The 19,692-nt window shown below is 72.3% G+C and carries 21 protein-coding genes; 13 read left to right on the plus strand and 8 right to left on the minus strand.

Annotated features, from left to right (window positions below):
- Positions 1–3 precede the first annotated feature (3 nt).
- A complete protein-coding gene (locus AB0J74_RS17775; protein ID WP_363449039.1) occupies positions 4–657 on the minus strand; it encodes a response regulator transcription factor in 654 nt (217 codons plus the stop codon).
- On the minus strand, positions 654–1,805 hold the full coding sequence (locus tag AB0J74_RS17780) for a histidine kinase (protein WP_363449632.1): 1,152 nt from the start codon (positions 1,803–1,805) through the stop codon (positions 654–656). Before AB0J74_RS17780 ends, AB0J74_RS17775 begins: the two co-directional genes overlap by 4 nt.
- A 118-nt stretch (positions 1,806–1,923) precedes the next feature.
- Between AB0J74_RS17780 and AB0J74_RS17785 the strand changes: the two genes are divergently transcribed.
- Entirely contained in the window at positions 1,924–2,328 is a 405-nt protein-coding gene (locus tag AB0J74_RS17785; RefSeq protein WP_363449041.1) for a DUF6069 family protein, read from the plus strand.
- The gene (locus AB0J74_RS17790; protein ID WP_363449043.1) at positions 2,325–2,789 is read left to right on the plus strand and encodes a hypothetical protein; all 465 of its coding nucleotides are present in this window, start codon (positions 2,325–2,327) and stop codon (positions 2,787–2,789) included. The genes AB0J74_RS17785 and AB0J74_RS17790 overlap by 4 nt, the downstream gene beginning before the upstream one ends.
- Before the next feature lie 75 nt (positions 2,790–2,864).
- Here the strand turns inward: AB0J74_RS17790 and AB0J74_RS17795 are convergent, their stop codons facing one another.
- The 5 genes from AB0J74_RS17795 to AB0J74_RS17815 form a co-directional block, all read right to left on the minus strand.
- Positions 2,865–3,461: an FHA domain-containing protein gene (locus AB0J74_RS17795; protein WP_363449045.1), complete on the minus strand. Its 597-nt coding sequence runs from the start codon at positions 3,459–3,461 to the stop codon at positions 2,865–2,867.
- Positions 3,458–5,053 (minus strand): protein kinase, encoded by a 1,596-nt coding sequence (locus AB0J74_RS17800; protein WP_363449047.1) that lies wholly within the window; start codon positions 5,051–5,053, stop codon positions 3,458–3,460. Before AB0J74_RS17800 ends, AB0J74_RS17795 begins: the two co-directional genes overlap by 4 nt.
- A 19-nt stretch (positions 5,054–5,072) precedes the next feature.
- Complete coding sequence (locus AB0J74_RS17805) at positions 5,073–5,993, minus strand: hypothetical protein (protein WP_363449049.1); 921 nt, start codon at positions 5,991–5,993, stop codon at positions 5,073–5,075.
- 97 nt (positions 5,994–6,090) lie between these two features.
- Positions 6,091–6,474, minus strand: coding sequence for a DoxX family protein (locus AB0J74_RS17810; RefSeq protein ID WP_363449051.1), 384 nt, complete (start codon positions 6,472–6,474; stop codon positions 6,091–6,093).
- On the minus strand, positions 6,471–7,229 hold the full coding sequence (locus tag AB0J74_RS17815) for an SDR family NAD(P)-dependent oxidoreductase (RefSeq protein WP_363449053.1): 759 nt from the start codon (positions 7,227–7,229) through the stop codon (positions 6,471–6,473). Before AB0J74_RS17815 ends, AB0J74_RS17810 begins: the two co-directional genes overlap by 4 nt.
- A gap of 157 nt (positions 7,230–7,386) precedes the next feature.
- Between AB0J74_RS17815 and AB0J74_RS17820 the strand changes: the two genes are divergently transcribed.
- The 11 genes from AB0J74_RS17820 to AB0J74_RS17870 all read left to right on the plus strand — a co-directional run bounded on the left by AB0J74_RS17820 (position 7,387) and on the right by AB0J74_RS17870 (position 19,181).
- Positions 7,387–8,268, plus strand: coding sequence for an RNA polymerase sigma-70 factor (locus AB0J74_RS17820; protein ID WP_363449055.1), 882 nt, complete (start codon positions 7,387–7,389; stop codon positions 8,266–8,268).
- Between the two features lie 97 nt (positions 8,269–8,365).
- Positions 8,366–10,930: a DUF4062 domain-containing protein gene (locus AB0J74_RS17825; RefSeq protein WP_363449057.1), complete on the plus strand. Its 2,565-nt coding sequence runs from the start codon at positions 8,366–8,368 to the stop codon at positions 10,928–10,930.
- 15 nt (positions 10,931–10,945) lie between these two features.
- Positions 10,946–11,605, plus strand: a complete 660-nt coding sequence (locus AB0J74_RS17830; RefSeq protein ID WP_363449059.1) for an HAD family hydrolase — start codon at positions 10,946–10,948, stop codon at positions 11,603–11,605.
- An 84-nt stretch (positions 11,606–11,689) separates the two neighbouring features.
- Positions 11,690–12,301 (plus strand): TIGR03086 family metal-binding protein, encoded by a 612-nt coding sequence (locus tag AB0J74_RS17835; RefSeq protein ID WP_363449061.1) that lies wholly within the window; start codon positions 11,690–11,692, stop codon positions 12,299–12,301.
- A 79-nt stretch (positions 12,302–12,380) separates the two neighbouring features.
- Positions 12,381–13,922 carry a GH25 family lysozyme gene (locus tag AB0J74_RS17840; RefSeq protein WP_363449063.1) on the plus strand — a complete coding sequence of 514 codons (1,542 nt, stop codon included), beginning with the start codon at positions 12,381–12,383 and terminating at the stop codon, positions 13,920–13,922.
- A 133-nt stretch (positions 13,923–14,055) separates the two neighbouring features.
- On the plus strand, positions 14,056–14,205 hold the full coding sequence (locus AB0J74_RS17845; protein WP_363449065.1) for a hypothetical protein: 150 nt from the start codon (positions 14,056–14,058) through the stop codon (positions 14,203–14,205).
- A 67-nt stretch (positions 14,206–14,272) separates the two neighbouring features.
- Positions 14,273–15,067 (plus strand): ABC transporter ATP-binding protein, encoded by a 795-nt coding sequence (locus AB0J74_RS17850; RefSeq protein ID WP_363449067.1) that lies wholly within the window; start codon positions 14,273–14,275, stop codon positions 15,065–15,067.
- A complete protein-coding gene (locus AB0J74_RS17855) occupies positions 15,064–15,786 on the plus strand; it encodes an ABC transporter ATP-binding protein (RefSeq protein WP_363449069.1) in 723 nt (240 codons plus the stop codon). The genes AB0J74_RS17850 and AB0J74_RS17855 overlap by 4 nt, the downstream gene beginning before the upstream one ends.
- Before the next feature lie 30 nt (positions 15,787–15,816).
- Positions 15,817–16,695, plus strand: coding sequence for a branched-chain amino acid ABC transporter permease (locus AB0J74_RS17860; protein WP_363449071.1), 879 nt, complete (start codon positions 15,817–15,819; stop codon positions 16,693–16,695).
- Positions 16,692–17,834, plus strand: a complete 1,143-nt coding sequence (locus tag AB0J74_RS17865) for a branched-chain amino acid ABC transporter permease (RefSeq protein WP_363449073.1) — start codon at positions 16,692–16,694, stop codon at positions 17,832–17,834. The genes AB0J74_RS17860 and AB0J74_RS17865 overlap by 4 nt, the downstream gene beginning before the upstream one ends.
- A 51-nt stretch (positions 17,835–17,885) precedes the next feature.
- The gene (locus tag AB0J74_RS17870) at positions 17,886–19,181 is read left to right on the plus strand and encodes an ABC transporter substrate-binding protein (RefSeq protein WP_363449075.1); all 1,296 of its coding nucleotides are present in this window, start codon (positions 17,886–17,888) and stop codon (positions 19,179–19,181) included.
- A 161-nt stretch (positions 19,182–19,342) separates the two neighbouring features.
- Here AB0J74_RS17870 and AB0J74_RS17875 read toward each other — a convergent pair whose 3' ends face one another.
- Positions 19,343–19,630 carry a hypothetical protein gene (locus AB0J74_RS17875; RefSeq protein WP_363449077.1) on the minus strand — a complete coding sequence of 96 codons (288 nt, stop codon included), beginning with the start codon at positions 19,628–19,630 and terminating at the stop codon, positions 19,343–19,345.
- Positions 19,631–19,692 lie beyond the last annotated feature (62 nt).

The following is a 19,692-nucleotide window of genomic DNA, read 5'->3' on the forward strand; positions in this document are numbered from 1 at the left end:
CGGTCAGATGAGGCCGGCGTCGTGGGCGAGCATCGCGACCTGGGTCCGGTTGGTCAGGTCCAGCTTCGTGAGGATGTGCGTGACGTGTGCCTTGACCGTCGCCACGCTCATCGCCAACTCGGCGGCGATCTCGGCGTTCGTCTGGCCCTTCGCCACCGCCAGCGCGACCTCGCGCTCGCGCGGGCTCAGCGCCGCCAGGCCCGCCCGGGCCCGCTCGTAGGCCACCGCCCCGGTCGACACCCGTTCCATCAGGCGCCGGGTGACGGCCGGCGACAGGATCGGTTCGCCGGCCGCGACCGACAGGATCGCGTCGACGATCCGGGCCGGGTCGGTGTCCTTGAGCAGGAAGCCGCTCGCGCCGGCGCGCAACGCGCGTACGACATGGTCGTCGGTGTCGAAGGTCGTCAGCACGATGACCTCGGGCGGGTTCGGGCGCGCCCGCAGCCGGCGGGTCGCGACGATCCCGTTGACCCGCGGCATGCGGATGTCCATCAGCACCACGTCGACGCCGTGCCGGTCGACCGCTGCCGGCACCTCGTCGCCGTCGGCCAGGGTCGCGACGACCGTGATGCCCTTGGCGCCATCGAGCATCATCGTGAGGGCCGAGCGAACCAGCGGGTCGTCGTCGACGACGATGACCCGGACACCGTTGATCATGTGCGCCACGGTAGCCGGGCGCTCAGGCGGAACTCTCCGGCGGCGTCGACCTCGTGGTCGAGGCGGCCGCCGGCGAGGCTGACCCGTTCGGTCAGGCCGATCAACCCCACGCCGGCGCCGGGCAGCTCCGGCAGCCCGGCGGAGAGCGGGTTGCGCACGTCGATGGCCAGCTCACCGCCCGGCTGGCCGGCCAGCGTGATCGCCACCGGCTGGCCCGCGGCGTGCTTGCGGGCGTTGGTCAAGCCCTCCTGGACGATGCGGTACGCGGTCCGCCCGACCACCGGGGTCGCCTCCGCCGCCGTGCCGGTCCGGTCGTCGAACGACACCGCGAGCCCGGCATCGCGGGCCTCCTCGACCAGGCGCGGCACGTCGCCGAGGCTTGGGCCGGCCGGGCCGTCGGGATCGGCGGGATCCTCCCGGAGCACGGTGATCACTTCGCGCAACTCGTCGAGCGCCTGGTGCACCCCGGTGCGGATGACGCCCGCGGCCGCCGCCAGCCGCTCCGGCGGCGAGTCGGGCCGGTATTCGAGCGCGCCGGCATAGGTCGCGAGCAGCGACAGCCGGTGCGCGAGGACGTCGTGCATCTCGCGGGCGATCAATGCCCGCTCGGCCAGCCGGGCCTCGCTGACCCGCCGGCCCTGCTCGGCCTCCGCGCGGCGGGCCCGTTCCACCAGCGACTGCATCAGCGCCACGCGCGCCTGCGCCCAGGTGCCCCAACCGAGCAGAGCGGCGTAGGCGAGGGACATCAGCAGCAGCCACCAGCCGTAGGACACTCCGGCGAACGGCCGCCAGAGACCCTGCACCGCGTGCCCGGCCACGCCGGCCAGCGCGACACCGAAGGCGGGGATGAAGCGGCGCTGCCGGGCCGCGTTGAGCGCCGCGAAGGTGGCGGCCGGCGTCGCGACCGGCGAAAGGAAGGCCAGCGCGCCCAGCAGCAGGCCGCCGGTCACCGGGCGGATCACCGAGACCGGGACGAGGGCGCACGAGGCCAGCGCGATCGCGATGTCGAGCCAGCGAGGCCCGGCCCGGCCGGACGCGAGGGTCGCCCACAGCGTCGCGCCCACCAGCGCGGCGATCATAACCGTCGAGACCACCGCGACCGCGCGGGGCGGCCGCTTGGCGACCGGGCACGGCTCGTCGAGCGTCATCGTGGTCACGCGGTCAGGCTAGACGCGAGGTCCGTGGCCCGACCACCGACCAAAGTCGTAGCCGGGCGGCCGCCGGGATCGATGCCGGGCACCGTCATAGGCCCCGAAACTCATCGGCATGACAGAGCTCAAGGCAGTCAAGACAGCTTCTCCGGTACGCGGCGCGGCCGTCGTCGCCGCCGCCGCGGTCGCCGCCGAGGTGGTGTTCCTCGCCGTGCACCAGGCCGGCGGCGTGGACCTGGCCGTCCGCAGCGGCAGCACCGTGACACACGTAGGCGCCGGGCCGGTCGCCGTCGTGTCCCTGCTCGTTTCGTTGGCCGCCTGGGGCCTGCTGGCCCTGCTCCAGCGGGTCAGCACCCGGGGCCGGCGGATCTGGACCGTCGTCGCGACGGTCGTGTTCGTCATCTCGCTGCTCGGCCCGCTGGGCGGTGAGACGGCGGGCGCCACGCTCGGCCTGGCCGCCCTGCACCTGACCGTCGCCGCGGTCGTCATCGCGGGCCTGCGCTGGGCGAGCGCCCGATGACGACCACACAGACGATGACCGTGCGCAAGAAGCGCGGCGCCTACCTGCTCGACGGCGGCCACTCGGCGCTGCGTACGGGCGTGTCGATGCGGCGCGGCGAGATCAGCACCGACCTGGGCCGCTGGCAGGTCGACATCACCGACTTCCACCGCCTGGGCGTCGTCGCCCGGGCGGTGGAGCGGCCGGTGGTCCGCCTGCACCCGCGCGGCTCGCAGGTGCCCGGCCCCGGCGGACCCGCCGAGTGGCGGCTGGGCCGGCACTCCGGCGTGCTCACCCGCGGTGCGAGCCGGATCGAGGTGCGCACGGGCTGGCCCGGCTCGGGGGTCCGGGTCGAGGTCACCGGCCCCTGGGTCGACCTCGACCTGGTGGTGCTGACCGCGTGCTTCGCGATCCTCACCCGCCGCCGCAAGCGGACCTTCACCATGATGGCCATCGCGGCCGCCACCAGCGGCGGCGGCTAAGGCTGCGCTCCCGTCTGCGGCAGCCCGATCACCTGCGGCTCGCTGTGCGCGTCGCTGTCGCGGTTCCGCGGGGCACTAGCGCAAGTCGGCGCGGGTGATGGCGCCGCGGAGCATGGCCTCGTTGGCCAGCCGCACGCGGCGTCGCTCGCCCTCGTCGAGGATGCCGAACTTCTCGTAGAGGCGCAGCAGGTGCTGCTTGACCGCGGCCTCGGTGACCACGAGGGCGGCGGCGATCTCCCGGCTGGAGGCCGGCTCGGTGAACAGCGCGCCGGCCAGTAGCGGGCGGCACAACTGGACCAGCACGTCGCGTTCGCGGCCGGTGAGCTCCGGCGGCGGTGCGCCCGCCTCGGTGGGCTGGCCGGCGGGGACCCGGCCGGAGCGCAGCACGAAACGAGACGAGCCGGCCCGGATCTCGTCGCCGTCGGTGAGCACGCGCTCCTGCCAGATTCGCTGCCCGTTGACGTAGGTGCCGTTGCGGGAGCCGAGGTCGCGCACGCACCAGCCGGCCGAGTAGCGCTCGAAGACGGCGTGCAACCGGGAGAGGCGGCGGTCGGCCGGCACGGCCAGGTCGTTGGAGTCGGCGCTGCCCAGGGTGATCCGGTCGCCGTCGAGCGGGATCATCGACGCGCCGCCGCTGCCCCACATCTCGAGGTGGGCCGGGACAGCGCTCATCGGCCGGTGAGCCGGAACGAGTATCTGCCGCCGACCCGGGGTGCGCCGACCCGCAGTTCGTAGTCGCCGGCCGGCAGGGTGAACGGGCCGCGTTGCCCGCAGAGGTTGCCGTCGCCGACGGAGCCGGCGTCGAGGTGGAACAGCTGCCATCTGACCAGGTCGCTGCAGCTGTCGCCGGTCACGAACAGGTCGAGCTTCCGGTCGAGGTGCAGGCGGTAGTGGCGGATCTCGCCCACGCCGAGCGCGATGGAGCCGGTCGCCGGGACGCGGTCGCCGACGACGACCGTCGTCCGGCCACCGGTCGGCGGGGCGCCGGTCGCGGCCGGCCCATCGGACGACCCCGGCCCATCAGACGACCCCGGCCCATCAGACGACCCCGGCCCATCGGACGACCCCGGCGCATCGGGCGACGCCGGACCGGCGCCGGGCTGCCCGGTGGCGGCGCCAGACGGCGTGGCCGACGCCGAGGTGGCGCCGCTCGGTGGGCCGGCATCGTCGGGGGTGCCGTCGCCGTGAACGTTGAGGGCCAGCGCGATCGTGACCGCGACCAGCGCGGCGGCGGCGGTGGCCAGCAGCGCCCGCGTCCGCCAGGACCGGGCCGGCGTCCGGTCGACGAGCGGACGGTCGAGCAACGGGCCCGCGACGCCGCTGTCGTCGACCTGGGTCGGCGGGGGAGCGGTCAGCGTCGGCGCCGTCCATTGTGTCGACAGGATCCGTGAGCTGGCGTCGATCGGGTCGGCGTCGTCGCCGACAAGGGCGAGCAGCAGCGTCCGGGCGGTCGGGCGCCCGTTGGGTTCCTTGTCGAGGGCCTGGCCGACCAGGTCGCGGAGGGGGCGGTCCAGCGCACCGAGATCCGGCGGGTCCGACAGGATGCGGTGCATGAGCTGGTAGGCCGGGCCGGTGCCGAACGGCGGTTGCCCGGTCGCGGCGAACGTGACGACCGCGCCCCAGCTGAAGACGTCGGTGGCCGTGGTGGCCGCACCGCGGAACTGTTCCGGCGCCATGTAGGACGGCGTGCCCACGACGTTGCCGGACTCGGTGAACCGCTCCAGCGCGTCCAGCGCCCGCGCGATCCCGAAGTCGATCACCTTGGGGCCGACCCGCGACAGCAGCACGTTGCTCGGCTTCAGGTCGCGGTGCACGACACCGGCGGCGTGTATCCCGTTGAGGGCGGCCGCGATGCCGATGGCCAGACTGTCGAGTGTGGACCCGTGCATCGGGCCGTCCTGCGCTACGGCCGCGGTCAGCGTGGGGCCGTCGATGAACTCGGTGACCAGGTAGGCCCGGTCGCCGTCGGTGCCGGCGCCGAGGACCTGCGCGGTGCAGAAGCGGGCGACGCGGCGGGCCGCCTCGGCCTCGGCCGCGAACCGGGCCAGGAAGCGGGCGTCGGTGGCGTACTCCGGTCGAATGACCTTGACGCACACCCGCCGCCCGTTGTCGTCTTCGCCGAGGTAGACGACGCCCATGCCGCCCTGGCCGAGCCGGCCGAGCAGCCGCACCCCGCCCACCCGCCGCGGGTCGCCCGGCAGCAGGACCGGCGCCTGCGCGCCGGTCCCGTGTGTCGCTTCACCGCGTCCGGCGTCCAGCGTCATCGGGCGCATTCTACGACCGTCAATGCACTGGGACCCGCAGCCCGCCCCTGTCGTATCCGAACCAGGTGAGCAGGTAGGTGCCGGTCGCCGGTGCCGGCACCAGGAAGCAGGCCAGCCCGCCGTCGACCTTGCCGTGCGGCGGTGGATAGATCTGTGCCCGGCTGCAGTTGTCGGCGGTGCCGAGCGAGGTGCCGTCGGGCATCTTGAGGTGCAGGTCGCGGTCGAACACCCAGGCGAACCCGGCGTCGGTGTTGTTGGTGGCCGAGAAGCTCAGGCGCAGGAACTCCTGGCCGGTCGGCGCCTGGCCGTGCAGGTAGGGCTCGTCGGAGCGCACCTCGACCGCCGAGACGGTCATGAAGACACCGCCGGACTTCGACGCCAGCACCTTGCCGGTGACCGGCACCGGCCTGGGCTCGAGCGCGACGAGCCCGTCGGCGCCGCTGAACGGGATCGTCGCCTGCCGGTCGGCGGGCTTCCCGACGATCAGCACGGCCTCGGGAAGCACGAAGTGCTCGTCGACCTCGAACGCGTAGGTGCCGGGCTGGCTGCGTTGGGCCGGCACCTCGGGCAGGTCGAGCAGGGGATCGTCCAGGTCGGCGTAGGTGCGGTCGCCGACGGTCAGCAGCGCCTCTTCGGTCGGCTCGCGCTCGTACTCGGTGCTGAGGTTCTGGAAGACGCCCTCGATCGTGACGGCCTTCCCGCCGCCGGAGGACGCGTCGACCACGCGGGCCGTGCCCAGGGTGACCTTGAAGCCGGCGTACCAATAGGACTTGTCGATCTGGATCTCGGTGACCGCCGCGGGCGCCGCGCTCGCGGACGGTGCGGGACCGGCCCCGCCGCCGGCGGTGGCTCCGTTGCCACCGCCGGACGAGGGGACGCAGCCGGCCAGGGCCAGCCCGGTCGCCGCCAGGACGACCGGTAACCGCAGCAACATCGTCATGCGCATTAATATGGCGTCTGGTCGATGGCCGGCGATATGGCCGCGAGGTGAGCTTTCCGGGCCGAGGAGACAGGCCGGCCTTACCCTCCGGTAAGCCTCACCCGGCGAACGATTCGGGTCCGAACCGCCCCCAGGCCACGAACACCGCGACGGCGAGATAGATCAGGTCTGCGGCGATCGTCGCCCGTTCGCCCCGGCGCAGCCGCATGATCGCCGCACCGGTGAACAGCGCCGCCACGCAGGTCGCTGTGACCGGCACCAGGACCGGCGCGATGTCCAGCGCGGCGGGCAGGATCAGCCCCGCCGCGGCGAGGATCTCCAGGGTGCCGATGGCCCGCAGCGCGCCGGGGCTGAAGTCGAGCACCCATTCCGCGGCGCGACCGAACGAGGCGATCTTCTCCCGGCGTACGAACATCTTCGAGGTGCTCCCCAGCAACACGGCCGCGAGCAACCCGGCAGCGATCCACAGGGCGAGGTTCACCACGGCACCGTCCCGTCCGCACCGAAGAACCCGCCGGTCGGCCCGTCGGCGCCGAGCGTCGCCAGCCGCACCACGACCGCGGCGCCGTCGGCAGGGCTCTGCAACCCGGCGTGGTTGTTCATGTCGGTGGCGCAGAACCCGGGCGCGGCCGCGTTGACCAGGATGCCGTCCTTCCATAACTCGTTGGCGTACTGCACGGTGAGCGCGTTGACCGCGGCCTTCGACGGCGCGTACGCCGCCGACTGCGGCAGGGTCGAGAACCGGCCGTCGGGGCTGCCGGTGATGGTCATCGACGCGGCATGGCTGCTGAGGTTGACGATGCGCGGCGCCGGCGAGCGGCGCAGCAGCGGCAGCATCGCGTTGGTCACCGCGATCACCCCGAGCACGTTGGTCTCCAGGACGCCGCGCACCATGTCCAGGTCGACCGCGCTGGGCAGTTGATCCCAGGCGTCCTGCGGCGAGACCTGTCCGGAGCCCGTCGTGCCGGCGTTGTTGACCAGCACGTCGAGGTGGCCGTACCGCTCCGCGACCACGGCGGCGGCCGCCCTGATGGTGGCCGGATCGGTGACGTCGAGGGTGATCGCGTGCGCGTCGCCGCCGCCCGCTCGCAGCGTGGCGGCGGCCTCCTCGCCCAGGCGTGGGTTTCTGGCGGCGACCAGAACCGTCATGCCCAGCGCGGCGAGTTGTTCGGCGGTCGCCCGGCCGATGCCCTTGTTGCCGCCGGTGACCAGCGCGACCGTCTGGTGCTCGTTCATGACCCAAACTCCTTCTTCATCGAGGTACGCACATCGAGATGCCGCCGGGCCCGGCGCTGTGACAGTGACCCACACCACCGCGGCGTCGTGTCACAAAGCGATGTGCGGCGGCATCTCGTGTGTGGCAGCGTCGACAGCGAGTGGGTAGGAGCCAGTCATGAGCGAAGAAGCGACCGAGGTGTTCGTCGAGCACCGCAACCTGCTCTTCACGGTCGCCTACGAGATGCTCGGCTCCGCCGCGGACGCCGAAGACGTGTTGCAGGAGACCTGGCTCAAATGGGTCGGTGTCGACCTCGCCGAGGTCCGCGACCGGCGCGCCTACCTCGTGCGGATCACCACCCGGCAGGCGCTGATCAGGCTGCGCACGCTGCGCCGCCGCAAGGAGTCCTACGTCGGCCCGTGGCTGCCCGAGCCGCTGCTGACCGCGCCCGACGTGGCCGACGACGTCGAGTTGGCCGACAGCGTCTCGATGGCCATGCTGCTGGTGCTGGAGACGCTGAACCCGACCGAGCGCGCGGTCTTCGTGCTGCGCGACGTGTTCGACCTGGAGTACGACGAGATCGCCGAGGCCGTCGACAAGACGCCGGCCGCCGTCCGGCAGATCGCCCACCGGGCCCGGGCCCACGTCGCCGCCCGCCGCCCACGCGGCGAGGTCACCCAGGCGCAGACCCGCGACGCGCTGGAGGCGTTCCAACGCGCCAGCGCGACCGGCGACCTGCAGGGGCTGGTCGACATCCTCGCCCCCGACGTCGTCTTCCTCGGCGACGGCGGCGGAGTCGTGCAGGCCGTGGTGGTGCCGGTCGTCGGCGTCAGGAAGGTGTCCCGCCTGCTGGCGGCGGGCCTGAGCCGGATCGCGACCATGGGCACCTTGGAGCCGGCGCAGGTCAACGGCCATCCCGCACTCGTCTTCCGGGTGGACGGCGAAATCGACACCGTCCTGGCCGTACGCGTCGGCGACGGCCTGGTCACCGGCGTCTACGCCGTACGCAATCCGGAGAAGCTCTCCCGCATCGAGCAGGAGACCGCCGTCAGCCGTTGACACGCACCCCACCGGCCGCCCCCGCCCCACCGGCCGCACAAGCTCCGGCATCGCCGAACCTCGGCGCAGGCCGCCCCGTTCGCACAAGACTGGGATGGTGGCGCGTGCGGCGGAGGAGTTCGAACCGTTGATCCGGACTCCGGATCAGCGGTTGCGGGTCTTCGTCAGCTCGACGCTGCGCGAACTGGCCGACGAGCGGGCGGCGGTGTCACAGGCCATCTCGGCCCTGCGGCTCACGCCGGTGATGTTCGAGCAGGGCGCCCGCCCGCACCCGCCGCAGGCGGTCTACCGCGCCTATCTCGAACAGAGCGACATCTTCATCGGCCTTTACTGGCAGCAGTACGGGTGGCTGGCGCCCGGCATGGACGTCTCCGGTCTCGAAGACGAGTTCGAGCTGGCGCGGGCCCTGCCGCGGCTGGTCTACGTCAAGGATCCGGAAGCCGACCGCGAAACCCGGCTCGACGAGCTGCTCGCCCGGATCGGCGCCGAAGATCCCACCTCGTTCCGCTATTTCCGCGACACCAACGAGCTGAGCCGGCTGGTCCGCGACGACCTCGCGCTGCTGCTGAGCGAGCGGTTCGCCGCGGGCCGGCCCGCGGCCGCGGTGCCCAGCGGGCCCAACCCGCTGCCGGTCGGCCGGACCTCGCTGGTCGGGCGGGAGCGGGCCATCGACGAGGTGGCCGGTCTGCTGGAACGGCCGGACGTGCGGCTGGTGACGCTGACCGGGCCCGGCGGCGTCGGCAAGACCCGGCTCGCGGTCGCCGCCGCCGAGCGGTTGCACGACCGGTTCGCCGCCCGGGTGGTGTTCGTGCCGCTGGCCGGGTTGACCCGGCCCGACGAGGTGATGGCCGCGATCGCCCGCAACGTCGGCGCCGACCTGGCCGGAACGGACGCGCCGCTGCGGGCGCTGGCCGGGCAGCTCGGCGACGAACTCTGGTTGCTGGTGCTCGACAACCTGGAGCAGGTGGTCGGCGCGGCCGGCGAGATCGGCGACCTGCTCGCCGGGTGCCCGGGTGTGACGATGCTGGCGACCAGCCGCACGGTGCTGGAGCTGCGGGCTGAGCGCGAATACCCCGTGCCGCCGCTGCCCCTGCCCGCCGACGGTCTGCCGCTCGAGGAGCTGGCGGCGAACCCCGCGGTCGCGCTGTTCGTCGACCGGGCCCGGGCGGTGCACTACACCTTCGCGCTCACCCAGGAGAACGCCGCCGCGGTGGTGGCGATCTGCCGCCGCTTGGAGGGCCTGCCGCTGGCGATCGAACTGGCCGCCGCGCGTACCCGGCTGCTCGCTCCGGCCGCGTTGTTGACCAGGCTCTCCACCTCGCTGGACGCGCTCGGCGCCGGGGCGCGGGATCTGCCGGCGCGGCAGCGCACCCTGCGCGACACGGTCGAGTGGAGCGTCGACCTGCTCGACGCGCGCGAACGGTCGTTGCTGGAGACCGCGGCCGTGTTCGTCGACGGCTGGACGATCGACGCCGCGGCCGACGTCTCCGGTCTCGGCGAGGACGAGACGCTCGACCTCACCGACGCGCTGGCCCGGCACAGCCTGATCCAACTCGACCACGGCGGTCTCGGCATCCGCTGCCGGATGCTGGAGACGGTGCGCGCCTACGTCGCCGAGCGGCTGGCCGCCCGCCCCGACGCCGCCGGCATCCAGCAGCGGCACGCCGAGCACTACGAGGCGCTGGCGCGCCAGGCGGACCGGCCGTTGCGCGGTGTCGGGCAGCGCGAGTGGGTGGAGCGGCTGCAAGCCGAGGCGGGCAACCTGGCGGTGATGGTGCGCTGGTATCTGGCCCATGACATCACCCCGTTGCCGCACCTGTTCCGGGTGCTCTGGCCGTTCTGGTCGCAGCGCGACCACTTGGCCGAGGTGCGCGCCTGGGTCGAGCAGTTGTTGCCCGCCGTCGACTCGCTGGATCCGCACGGGCAGGCCGAGCTGTTGTGGACGGCGACGGTCACCGCCCGGGAGGTCGGCGACGACCGGTCCGCACTGGCCGCCCGCGAACGGCTTGAGCCGTTGCTGCCCGGCATCGAGGAGCCCTACCTGCACGCGGCGACCCAGCTGGCCATGGCCTGGACCTCGACGATGGTCGGCGACGTCCCGGGCGCGCTGCGCGAGGCACTGGCGGCGCTCGACGAATTCCACGGCCAGGACGAGCCGCTCGGCACCGCGTCGGCCAGCCTGACCGCGGGCTCGCTCGAGACCACCACGGGCGACTTCGACGACGCGCTCGACCACCTTCGCGAGGCCAACGACCTGGGCGTGGAGTCCGACAACGCCTGGCTGGCCGCCACGTCGCAGGTGTTGCTGGGCACGCTGGCGCTCGTGCGCGGCCGCTTGGCCGAGTCGCGGTCGCTGTTCGACGAGGGCCTCGAGCTGAGCCTGGCCGCCGGCAGCACCCAGCTCGTGACCCTGTGCCTGGCCATGTTCGCGCAACTGTCCTTCGTGGAGACCAACCTGGAACGGTCGGCGTTGCTGTTGGGCGCCGCCGACGGCCTGCGCCGCCGGGCCGGGTTGCGGGTCTATCCGTCACTGCGGCGGCGCGAGGCCGAACTGGCGAACCACCTCCGCGAGGCGTTGGGCCCGGCCGTCTTCGAGCGGGTGCACGCCTCCGGCACCCGGCTCACCCGGCCGGAGGCGGTCGCCGCCGCACACGGCAGCTGATCTAGCATCGGCGGCGTGTATCGGGCCGTGTTGCTTGACGTCTACGGCACGCTCGTGCGCGACGACGGCACATGGGAGGCCGAGGCCGCGTCACTGGTCGGTGGCCTGGCCGGGATCGACGCCGCGGTGGTGGCGGGCGAGTGGACCGCGCGGTTCTGGGCGTTGGCCGATGCCGCGCACGGTGCCGATTTCCGGCCGCTGGCCGAGCTCACGGTCGACAGCCTCGAACAGACCGCGACCCACTTCGGCGTACGCGTGGACGCGCGCGAGTTGGCCGAGCGGCGGGAGCCGCGCCCGCCGCTGTTCCCCGACAGCCTGCCGTTCCTGGCCACCCTCGACGTGCCGGTGTGCCTGGTCTCCGACGCCGACCGGGACAGGCTGGCGGCCCTGCTCGACCACCATCGCATCACAGTGGACAGTGTGGTCACCAGCGAGGATGCCCGGGCCTACAAGCCGCGCCCGGAGCCGTTCCGACTGGCCCTGCGGCGGCTGGGCCTGACCGCCGCTGACGTCATCCACGTCGGCGACTCCCCGGAGAGCGACGTCGCCGGCGCCGCTGCGCTGGGCATCGCCACCGCCTTCCTCCAGCGCGACGATCGCGCCCTCCCGCCGGGCCTCGCCGCCACCTACACCGTCAAGACGCTGACCGCGCTGCTGTTCGCACTCGGCTGCTGACCGGACTTGAACGGAAGGATCCGTTCCGTTAGTCTGGAGACACGACGGAACGGGCTATTCCGTTCCCCTTGGGGAGGGGCTCTTATGACCGACAACATCACGCTCAGCGGCTGGGACGTGCTGGACGAGGCGCACCGCGTGTTGCGCGCGACGGTCGCGGCCGTCGCCCCCGGCGACTGGGGCCGGGCCACCCCGTGCGCCGAATGGACCGTCACGCAGGTGCTCCAGCACGCCGCCGGCGACCAACTCGGCTACGCCGCGGCGATCACCGGCGAGGGCGGCCCGACGGAGAACCCGTTCGCGCCGTCCGGCCGCCTCGACCAAGACCCGATGGAGTTCCTGAACCCGACCCTGAACGCCGCCGCCGCGGCCTGGTCGACGGTCGGCAACGACGTCGAGACCGCGCCGACCCCACTGCCGCTGGGTCCGCTGCCGACCTGGGTCGGCTCCGGTGCCGCCGCCCTCGACGCCGCCGTGCACGCGTGGGACATCGCCGTCGCCACCGGGCAGCCGTCACCGCTGACCGACGACCTCGCCCGCCCGCTGCGGAAGGTCGCGGCGGAGATGGTCGAGCCGCTGCGCGCCTTCGCCTTCGCCCCGGCGATCACGCCGGAACCGACCGACACCGACACCGCGCTGCTGTTGAAGTACCTCGGCCGCCGTCCGGACTGGGCACCCATCATCGGTGGTCGATGAACGTCCGGTCGGCCGATGCCGACCGGGCCGCGCCGGGTCGAGACTGGCTACCAACCGCGCCTAGCGACGGGGTAAGCCGATGGCACGCAGAGGAATCGCGGTCCTGCTGGGCGCGACCCTGGCAGCGGCGGGTCTGACCACGGTCGCGTCACCGGCGGCGGCACTGCCGCCCCCGCCCGGCTACGCCATCCGCGGCGTCGACGTGTCCTATTTCCAGGGGCCGGCCCTCGACTGGGCCGCCCTGGCGCGGGGCGGCACCAGGTTCGCCTACATCCGGGTCAGCGAGCAGGACGGGCGACCCCTGTCCAACAACAACCCGGACCCGTTCTTCGCCACCAACTGGGCCGGGGCGCGGGCCAACGGCGTCTACGCGGGCGCCTACCACCGCGCCCGCCCGGGCCTCAGCAGCGGCAAGCAGCAGGCCGACGTGCTGCTCGACCTCGCGCCCTACGCTTCCGACGGTCGCAGCCTGCCGCCGATGCTCGACATCGAGTGGCCGCGGGCCGACTGGGGCCTGGGCGACTGCTACAACATGACACCGGCCCAGTTGGTGAGCTGGATCCAGGAGTTCGTCACCGAGATCGCCGTGCGCACCGGCCGCCAGGCGATGATCTACACGAACACCAACTGGTGGAACCCGTGCACGGCGAGCAGCACCCGGTTCGCGGCCAACCCGCTGTTCCTGGCCAACTATTCGCAGAACCCGCCGCCGTTGCCGGCCGGTTGGCCCGCGTTCGCCGTCTGGCAGCACGCGGCCGGCAGCGCGATACCCGGCTCCGCCTGGTCGTCACCCGACCTCGACGCGTTCAAGGGTGACGACGCGGCGCTCGCCCGGCTCGCCGCCGGCCCACCGACCAGCCTGCTGGCCACCGTCAACAACCGCTACGTGACCGCGGCCAACGCCGGTGCCGCGCCGCTGATCGCCAACCGCACCGCCATCGGCGCGTGGGAGCAGTTCGACCAGATCGACGCCGGAGGCGGGTTCGTCGCTCTGCGCGCCCGGGTCAACGGCCGGTACGTCACCGCCGAACACGCCGGCGCCGCGGCGCTGATCGCCAACCGCACGGCGGTCGGCCCGTGGGAGAAGTTCGCGGTCGTCACCAACGCCGACGGCACGATCAGCCTGCGTGCCAACGCCAACAACAAGTTCGTGACGGCCGAGCGGGCCGGCGCGGCCGCGCTGATCGCCAACCGCACGGAGATCGGCGCCTGGGAGAAGTTCCGCGCCGTGCGGCCGCCGCCGCTGGTCACCCTGCTGGCCAACGCCAACGGCCGTTATGTCAACGCGGCCGGCGCGCTGATCGCCACCGGCGCGCAGGTCGGGCCGGGGGAGCAGTTCGACGAGGTCGACGCCGGCGGCGGGCTGGTCGCCTTCCGTTCCCGGCTGACCGGCCGCTACGTCACCGCCGACAAGGCCGGCACCGCGCCGCTGGTCGCCAACCGCACCACCGTCGGCGCCTGGGAGAAGTTCGCGGTCGTCACCAACGCCGACGGCACGATCGGCTTGCGCGCCACCGTCAACAACCGGTTCGTCACCGCCGAGAAGGCCGGCGCCGCCCCGTTGATCGCCAACCGCACCGCGATCGGCGCCTGGGAGAAGTTCTTCCGGCTGGTGACCTGAGCGCCGGTCAGTTGCCGAGGTGCGATCGATCGCATGGGTCCTCCGTCCTATGTGCCCGGCACGATAGGCACCGCGGACTCCGGCGCTACGGATCAGTCGGGTGCACGACTCGAGAGCGTTATGCTCATCGATCGTGGACGTGGCACCACGGAACGGCCCGGACCGGGTCCAGGTTTCCGGCCGCGAGCGCGAGCACGTCGTCGAACTGCTGCCGGCGACCGCCCCCGCCGACGTCAACGGCCGCGTACACCCTGTTGTAACGACCCTGCAACGAGGGCATTGACGCGGCGATCGAGAAAAGTACACTCCCAGTGTAAATAGCTGACCGTCGCTGCTGGTGGGAGGTGAACATGACGTCGCAACCCACTGGTGACACCGTCCTCGAGCTGCGTGGCGTCGGTGTCAGCTTCGGTGGCCTGGTCGCCCTCGAAGACGTCTCGCTGGCAGCCGCCGCGGGCACCGTCGTCGGCGTCATCGGGCCGAACGGAGCGGGCAAGACGACCTTGTTCAACGTGGTCTGTGGTTTCGTCGAGCCCAACGCGGGCTCCGTCCTGTTCGAAGGCGCCCCGCTGCGGCCCCGCCCGCACCGGCTCGCCTCCCAGGGCATCGCCCGCACGCTGCAGGGGGTCGGGCTGTTCCGCGGCCTGACCGTGCTGGAAAACGTGATGGCCGGGGCCACACACACCGCCCGCGCCGGCCTGGTCTCCGCGCTGCTCGGGCTGCCCCGCAGCGACCGCGACGAGCGCCGGCTGCGCGACGAGGCGATGACCGTGCTCGAGGAGTTGGGCGTCGCCGAGCACGCCCAGGCCTGGCCCGGCACGCTGCCCTACGCCGTCGGCAAGCGGGTCGCCCTGGCCCGCGCGCTGGTCGGCCGGCCGCGGCTGCTGCTGCTCGACGAACCGGTCGGTGGCCTCGGCGGCGACGACGTCGACGAGCTCGCCGCCCTGATCGTCGACCTGCCCAGCCGGGTCTCCGCGGGCTGCTCGGTGATGCTCGTCGAGCACCACATGGACCTGGTCATGAAGGTCTGCGACCAGATCGTCGTCCTCGACTTCGGTCGCGTGGTCGCCGCCGGCACGCCCGGCGAGGTGCGCGACAACCCGGCCGTCGCCGAGGCCTATCTCGGTGCGGAGGTGCGGCCGTGAGCGGGTCCGACGTGTTGGTCGTCGACAAGGTCAACGCCGGCTACGGCGCGGTGCCGGTGCTGCGCGACGTCGACCTCACCGTCTCGGCCGGCACCATCACGGCCGTGCTCGGCGCCAACGGCGCGGGCAAGACGACCCTGCTGCGCACGATCACCGGCCTGGTCAAGCCGACCGGCGGCCGCATCCTGTTCGCCGGCGACGACCTGCGGGCCGTCAAGGTCGAGCAACTCGTCCGCCGCGGCATCGCACACGTGCCCGAGGGGCGCGGCGTGGTCGCCGAGCTCACCGTCGACGAGAATTTGCGGCTCGGCGGCCTCTGGCGCACCGACAAGGCCGACGCCAAGAAGGCCACGGCCGAGGTCTACGAGCTGTTCGACCCGCTCGCGCGCCGCCGCGGCCACCTCGGCCATCAGCTCTCCGGCGGCGAGCGGCAGATGCTCGCCCTCGGCCGGGCCCTGGTCGCCCGGCCGACGCTGCTGCTGCTCGACGAGCCCTCGCTCGGGCTGGCGCCGAAGGTGACCGCGCAGATCATGGCGCTGCTCAAGCAGTTGCGCGACACCACCGGCCTGACCGTGTTGCTGGTCGAGCAGAACGTGCGCGGCGCGCTGTCCATCGCCGACCGGGGAGTGGTGATGTCGCTCGGCCGGATCGTGCTCTCCGCCGACGCCGACCAACTGCTCGCCGACGACCGCCTGCGCCACGCCTACCTCGGCTTCTGACCCGCCCCGCCGCACGAAAGGAGCCGCGGTTTGGACCGCTTCATCTTCCTCACCTTCGACGGGTTGTCGAGGGGAGCTGTCTACGCCGCGTTCGCGCTCGCGCTGGTGCTGATCTGGCGCGCGGCCCGGGTGGTCAACTTCGCGCAGGGTGCGATGGCCGTGGTGACCGCCTATGCGGCGTACACCATCTCCGATGCCGTCGGTTCCTATCTGGTCGGGTTCCTCGTCGCGCTGGTCAGCGGTCTCGCGCTGGGCGCGCTGGTGGAACGCGGCCTGATGCGCTTCGTCGGGCACGCCAACCCGCTCAACGACGTCATCGTGGCACTCGGTCTCGTGCTGTTCCTGACCGCCGTGGTCGGCATGATCTTCGGCGGCGAATACCGCGCGGCCAACCAACCGTTCGACACCTCGGCGATCGAGGTCGGCGGCATCCCGCTGATGAGCAGATACGACCTGTTCATCTGGGGCACGGTGGCGGCCATCGTGGTGTTGCTGGCGCTGCTGTTCACCCGCACGGCCGTCGGGCTGCGGATGCGGGCGGCGGCCTTCGCACCCGAGGTGTCCCGGCTGCTCGGTGTCAACGTGGGCCGGATGCTCACCCTCGGCTGGGCGCTCGCCGCGGTCGTCGGCGCGGTGGCCGGCGTGCTGATCCTGCCGACGGAGCTCGGTCTCCATCCACATGCGATGGACATCGTGTTCGCCTCCGCGTTCGCGGCGGCCATCGTGGGCGGTCTCGACAGCCCGGTCGGTGCGGTGGTCGGCGGGATCATCGTCGGCCTGATCCTGTCCTACGTCAGCGGCTATCTCGGTGCGGCGCTGACCCCGGTCGCGGTGCTCGTCGTGCTGCTCGCGGTGTTGTTGCTCCGGCCGGGTGGGATCTTCTCCAGCGTACGGGCGAGGACGGTATGAGCACGACCAACCCCGCACGGCCGGCCGAGCAACCGCAGACCGTGCCCGTCCGCCCCACCCGGTCGCCGATGAGCCGCTTCGTGGTGCCCCGCCCGTTGCGGCCCGGCCAGGGCTCGACGCTGCTGCGCCACCTGTTCTGGGTGGCGGTGGCCGCGGCGGTCGTCTACTTCGTCAGCTACGGCATCGACCCGTTCCGCAACTATCAACTCGCCACCGTCGCCGCCTACCTGTGCGTGACCGCCGGCCTGACCATGCTCACCGGCCTCAACGGGCAACTCTCGCTCGGGCACGGCGCGCTGATGGCCTGCGGCGCCTACACGGTCGCGTTGGCACAGAACGAGTTCAGCGACCGCGACCTGTTCGGCCCCTGGCGGCTACCGATCTCGCTGGCCCTCGGCGTGCTGGTCGCGGCCCTCGCGGGCGCGTTGATCGGGGTGTGCGCCGCCCGGCTGCGCGGTCCCTACCTGGCCGGTGTCACCCTCGCCGTCGCCCTGGTCGTGCCGGCCTTCACCACCCGGTTCGCCGACCTGTTCAACGCCGACCAGGGCCTGTCGGTCTACGTGGACTCGCCGCCGGCCGGGCTCGGTCCCTACTTCCCGCCGGAGCGGTGGCAGGCGTGGATCGCGATCGGCGCCGCCATGGTCTCGCTGCTGGTCGTCGCCAACCTGGTCAACAGCCGGTTCGGCCGCTCGTTCAAGGCGGTGCGCGACGACGAGGTGGCGGCCAAGCTGGTCGGCATCCACGTGGCCCGCACCCAGGTGCTCGCGTTCGTGGTCAGCGCCGCCTGCGCCGGCCTGGGCGGCGGCGTGCTGGCCGTCATCTCGCAGAGCGTGTCACCGAGCGTCTTCGGCCTGACGCTCTCGCTCAACCTGCTGCTGGCGATCGTGCTCGGCGGGCTGGGCAGCCTGTTCGGCGCGGCGTGGGGCGCGCTGTTGCTGGTCCTACTGCCATATCTCACCACCGAGGTCACCCGCGGCTTCGACCTGAGCCCGCGGCTGGCGAACAAGTTGGAAGGCAACCTCCCGCTGGCCATCTTCGGCCTGACGCTGATCGTCGTGATGCTCGTCGCGCCCGGCGGCATCCAGGAGGCCTTCCGCGCCTTGGGCCGGACGGTCCGCCGCCGGTGGCGCCGGACCTGACGGCCCGCACCGCACCCCCTATCCCGAGTCCACCATCCGAACAGGAGAGCCATGCTTCGCAACGCACGTCGCGGCATAGTGGTCGCCGCATGTCTCGCACTGATCGCCACCAACGCCGCATGTTCCGACGACGCGCCCAGCAGCAGCGGGGGCGGCGGCACAGCGGCCGCCGTGCCGGGTGTCACCGACACCGAGATCACGCTCGGCACGCACATGCCGCTGACCGGCCCGGCCGCCGCCGGCTACTCGAAGATCGCGCCTGCGTCCAAGGCGTTCTTCGACTACGTGAACGCCAACGGCGGCGTCAACGGACGCAAGATCAAATACCTCATCGAGGACGACGGCTACAACCCGGCCAACACCCAGACCGTCGTACGCAAGCTGGTTCTGGAAGACAAGGTCTTCGCGATCCTCAATGGACTCGGCACGCCGACGCACACCGGCGTGCTCGACTTCCTGAAGACGCAGAAGGTGCCGGACCTGTTCGTCGCCTCGGGCAGCCGCAGCTGGAACCAGCCGGAGAAATACCCGACGACGTTCGGCTACCAGCCCGACTACACGGTCGAGGGCAAGATCATCGCCGACTACGTCAAGAAGAACTTCCCCGGGCAGGTCGTCTGCCACATGGGCCAGGACGACGACTTCGGCCGTGACAGCCTGGCCGGCGTGGAGCAGGTCCTCGGCGCCGACGGGGTCAAGTCGAAGCAGAAGTACGTCACCAGCAACACCAACATCACCCCGCAGATCCAGGCGTTCAAGACGGCCGGCTGCCAGGTCGTCATCTCCGCCACGATCCCCGCCTTCACCGCCCTGTCCCTCGGGACGGCGGCCAAGATCGCTTTCAAGCCGCAGTGGATCCCGTCGAGCGTCGGTGCCGACTACACCACCCTCTCCGGGCTGCTCGGCCCGGGCAAGGCCCTGCTCGAGGGCCTGATCGCGCCTGGCTACCTGCCGGTCTCGACCGACTCGGCCAACCCGTGGATCCAGCTCTTCCAAAAGGTCAACAAGGAATACAACGGCAACGCGCCGTTCGACGGCAACATCGTCTTCGGCATGAACGTCGCCTACCTGACCGTGCAGGCCCTCCTCAAGGCCGGCAAAGACCTGACCCGCGAGAACCTGCTCGCGGCGGTCGAGTCGGGCGGCTTCAAGAACGCCGCGGTCGGCCCCTACCGCTACTCCAAGACCGACCACTCCGGCATCGGCGGCATGCAGATGGGCAAGGTCACCGGCGGCGTCCAGGCCGCGTTCGGCCCGGTCGTGCAGACGGATGACGCGGCCGGCCAGGTCACCGAATACACCGAGGCCGCGGCCCCGCCGCCGGCGAACGGCATCCCGACGGTCTGACCTCCCGTCGGCACTGGCGACGGGCCGCGTTCCGGCGGCCCGTCGCCGCCCTTACTCCGAGATCGGCATGGACGGCCGAGTGGCCCGCTTCGAACGCAGAAGGCGGGCCATCGTCGCGGCCCACTTGGTCCACATCGACCCCGGCGACCTACGCCCGACGTTCACTGTGGGCGAACATCAAAGGACATGGCCTCGTCGAGCAGCGCCAGGCCGTCGCGCGGAAACCGGAGGTCGCGAGAGCGCGGCCGGCACAGGTCGGCGATGGTGAGCCAGTCGGCCGAGCGCGGACGGTAGCCATACCGCTTCCGCAACCCGGCCACGACGGCGGCGGTGTGTCCGGCGCCGTAGACGACGGCCACCTCGATGTCCTCGTGGCCGCGCTCCTCGTGCAGGCGGCAGAGCGCGGCGATGAGGCGCTCGTCCCGTTGTCCGGCGAAGGCGGCCGCCAACTCGGGTGGCAGGTCGTTGAGCCCTCCGCGTCGTTCGTCAACGGGAGGTCGTTGGCAGTTGG

The organism is Asanoa sp. NPDC049573, assembly GCF_040676615.1.
Taxonomy (GTDB): domain Bacteria; phylum Actinomycetota; class Actinomycetes; order Mycobacteriales; family Micromonosporaceae; genus Asanoa.

What these genes read in the sequence shown, in the direction of transcription:
- AB0J74_RS17775 (WP_363449039.1), bottom strand. Translation starts at nt 657, where the DNA reads ATGATCAACGGTGTCCGGGTCATCGTCGTCGACGACGACCCGCTGGTT.
- AB0J74_RS17780 (WP_363449632.1), bottom strand. Translation starts at nt 1,805, where the DNA reads ATGACGCTCGACGAGCCGTGCCCGGTCGCCAAGCGGCCGCCCCGCGCG.
- AB0J74_RS17785 (WP_363449041.1), top strand. Translation starts at nt 1,924, where the DNA reads ATGACAGAGCTCAAGGCAGTCAAGACAGCTTCTCCGGTACGCGGCGCG.
- AB0J74_RS17790 (WP_363449043.1), top strand. Translation starts at nt 2,325, where the DNA reads ATGACGACCACACAGACGATGACCGTGCGCAAGAAGCGCGGCGCCTAC.
- AB0J74_RS17795 (WP_363449045.1), bottom strand. Translation starts at nt 3,461, where the DNA reads ATGAGCGCTGTCCCGGCCCACCTCGAGATGTGGGGCAGCGGCGGCGCG.
- AB0J74_RS17800 (WP_363449047.1), bottom strand. Translation starts at nt 5,053, where the DNA reads ATGACGCTGGACGCCGGACGCGGTGAAGCGACACACGGGACCGGCGCG.
- AB0J74_RS17805 (WP_363449049.1), bottom strand. Translation starts at nt 5,993, where the DNA reads ATGACGATGTTGCTGCGGTTACCGGTCGTCCTGGCGGCGACCGGGCTG.
- AB0J74_RS17815 (WP_363449053.1), bottom strand. Translation starts at nt 7,229, where the DNA reads ATGAACGAGCACCAGACGGTCGCGCTGGTCACCGGCGGCAACAAGGGC.
- AB0J74_RS17820 (WP_363449055.1), top strand. Translation starts at nt 7,387, where the DNA reads ATGAGCGAAGAAGCGACCGAGGTGTTCGTCGAGCACCGCAACCTGCTC.
- AB0J74_RS17835 (WP_363449061.1), top strand. Translation starts at nt 11,690, where the DNA reads ATGACCGACAACATCACGCTCAGCGGCTGGGACGTGCTGGACGAGGCG.
- AB0J74_RS17840 (WP_363449063.1), top strand. Translation starts at nt 12,381, where the DNA reads ATGGCACGCAGAGGAATCGCGGTCCTGCTGGGCGCGACCCTGGCAGCG.
- AB0J74_RS17850 (WP_363449067.1), top strand. Translation starts at nt 14,273, where the DNA reads ATGACGTCGCAACCCACTGGTGACACCGTCCTCGAGCTGCGTGGCGTC.
- AB0J74_RS17865 (WP_363449073.1), top strand. Translation starts at nt 16,692, where the DNA reads ATGAGCACGACCAACCCCGCACGGCCGGCCGAGCAACCGCAGACCGTG.
- AB0J74_RS17870 (WP_363449075.1), top strand. Translation starts at nt 17,886, where the DNA reads ATGCTTCGCAACGCACGTCGCGGCATAGTGGTCGCCGCATGTCTCGCA.